General features: G+C 39.3%; 2 protein-coding genes. Both read left to right on the forward strand.

The window, feature by feature from the left end; genetic code table 11:
• Positions 1 to 201: 201 nt before the first annotated feature.
• A complete protein-coding gene (locus ACZFYI_RS19185) occupies positions 202 to 1479 on the forward strand; it encodes an LVIVD repeat-containing protein (RefSeq protein WP_462525730.1) in 1278 nt (425 codons plus the stop codon).
• Positions 1480 to 1555: 76 nt separating this feature from the next.
• Positions 1556 to 2170, forward strand: a complete 615-nt coding sequence (locus ACZFYI_RS19190) for a hypothetical protein (protein WP_462525731.1) — start codon at positions 1556 to 1558, stop codon at positions 2168 to 2170.
• The last annotated feature ends 192 nt before the right edge of the window (positions 2171 to 2362 follow it).

Here is a 2362-nt window from a genome sequence, read left to right on the forward strand (position 1 = left end):
CGATGAGCAGGCGGACATCTATTTGGCAGGTTTGCTACATAATATTGGTTGGTGAAATTTGTTTGTAGCATATGTAAAAACTTTTACAGGAAGTACTCACATTTTTTTATTGTCCCTGTAGCACAAAAGCCAAAATACCCGTCAAGGGGATATGGCCTTTTAAGCTGAGATTTCATCAATTAACCTATTTTCCAAACTACCATGAAAAATAAGAGTAACCCCACTATCGGAAAAAGCCTGCACTTGGTTTTGGCGTTCATGATGTTTTTGGTTTTGCCCTCCTGTCATGACGAGGTCACCAACACCTTCACCTACAAGACATCCTATCCTGTTTATCTGGAAATGAGTACGGTAAGACAAGCCAACATCATCATCGAACCGGGAAAAGAACTTGATAATCCGGGAAAGATCTACATTTATGGGGATTACCTTTTTATCAATGAGCCCCAGAAGGGAATCCACATTCTGGATAATTCAAATCCTGCAGCTCCTCAAAACATCAATTTCATCAATATCCCGGGGAATGTGGACCTTGCTGTAAATAGTGAAATCCTTTATGCCGACAATTATGTGGACTTACTCTCTTTTGATATCAGCGATGTGAGGAGCATCAAAATGGTGGATCGGGAGGAAGATGTATTTAAAAACATGTATACCAATTTTGACACAGGACAGATTATTACCTGGAAAGATACCGTACTTACAAGCGAATCTGACATGATGTGGGGTTGGGGAGGCTGGTGGGGCCGACCTGAGTTTTTGGCTATGTCAAGTGATTCCGGCAATAAGGGAGGCGGTCAAAACTATGGGCAGGGAGGCTCTATGGCAAGATTTACTTTAATGAGTGGGCACTTATATGCTGTGGATGAATATAGCTTGAGGGTTTTTGATGTCAACAAAGAAGATGAACCAACTTTTATCAAGAATATAGACCTAGGTTGGGGGATTGAAACGATTTTCCCCTTTCAGGAAAAACTTTTCATCGGTTCCAATACCGGCATGCATATCTATGATGCAAGCGTTCCTTCAGATCCAAAAAAAATGGCTGAATATTCCCACTTCACCTCATGCGATCCCGTCGTAGTCAATGAAGATTATGCCTTTGTGACGCTTCGAAATGGCCAATTTTGCAGACAAGGTGTCAATGAATTGCAGGTATTGGACATCAAAGACCCATACAATCCCAAGTTGTTGAAGTCTTACGAAATGCTGAATCCTCATGGCTTGGGCTTGGCGGGAGATTACCTCTACATTGCTGAAGGGCAGCATGGACTCAAGAGCTTTAATGTCTCTGACGTCATGAATATTGACAAAAACCAATTGGAATTTTTGAAATCCATGAAATCAGTAGACATCATACCCGGTCCAAAATCACTGATTGTGATCGGTCCTGACGGAGTCTGTCAGTTTGATTATTCCACTCCTTCAGTTCTCAAACCATTGAGTTGTATTCAGGTCAAAAATCCTGTGATTGTGTAACCGATAATCTTCCAAGGTTTAAGAACTCTTGGAGGGTTGTCATTTCATCTTTCCTTTTCTATTCAAAATTTTGATAATGAAAAAAACACTGCTTCTTATTATGGTCTTTTTTTCTTTCTTGGGAGAAGCCTATTCCCAAGAAAGAACTTTTTTCAATCAAACTGAAATTGGAGCTTTGTTTGGGAAGGTGAAGACTGACTTTGAAGGATATACCACCAGGGCAAATTTTTCATTTCAAACACTTAACGGAGTTTGGATCAATAAATACCATGCCACAGGATTTTTGGTGGGAGTCGATACTTATCCAAACCTGACTTTGATGCCTTTGGGATTAGGTTGGAGGGGTTTTTTGGATAAGGGAAAAAGACATACCCTTTTTGGAGGTATGGATCTGGGGGCAGCTTCTACCATGCTGGAAAAAAGAGTTAAAACAGAGTGGACAGAATCTTGGTACGAGGGAGGAATATTTATCAATCCAAATATTGGAATCAGGAGAAAATCTAAAAAAGGAAAGCATACCTTTGCCTGCAGCTTGGGGTATAAAAGACAAGAAGCAACTTTTTTTGAGGGAAATAAAGAAATAGGATTTTCCTCTTTTAGAGACCCATCTTTACCTCCTGGATTCAACTCAGTTCGCCAAGAAGAATACATTTTCAACAGCTTGGTACTAAAATGGGGTTTGATTTTTTGAGATTGATCTGCATTAGATTACACAGTATTTAAAAATTTGTTTTTCGGTAAACCTAAGCAAAATCCAAGTATTTTATTCATATGAAAAATATGTTGGATGATAATTTCTACGCTGTCAGATTTTATGTTTGCTAATGTAAAGAAATCAGCGTTTATCCGTAAACCATAAACCAAATTCCACTTAAGGCGTTAC

It is taken from the genome of Aquiflexum sp. (genome assembly GCF_977115555.1).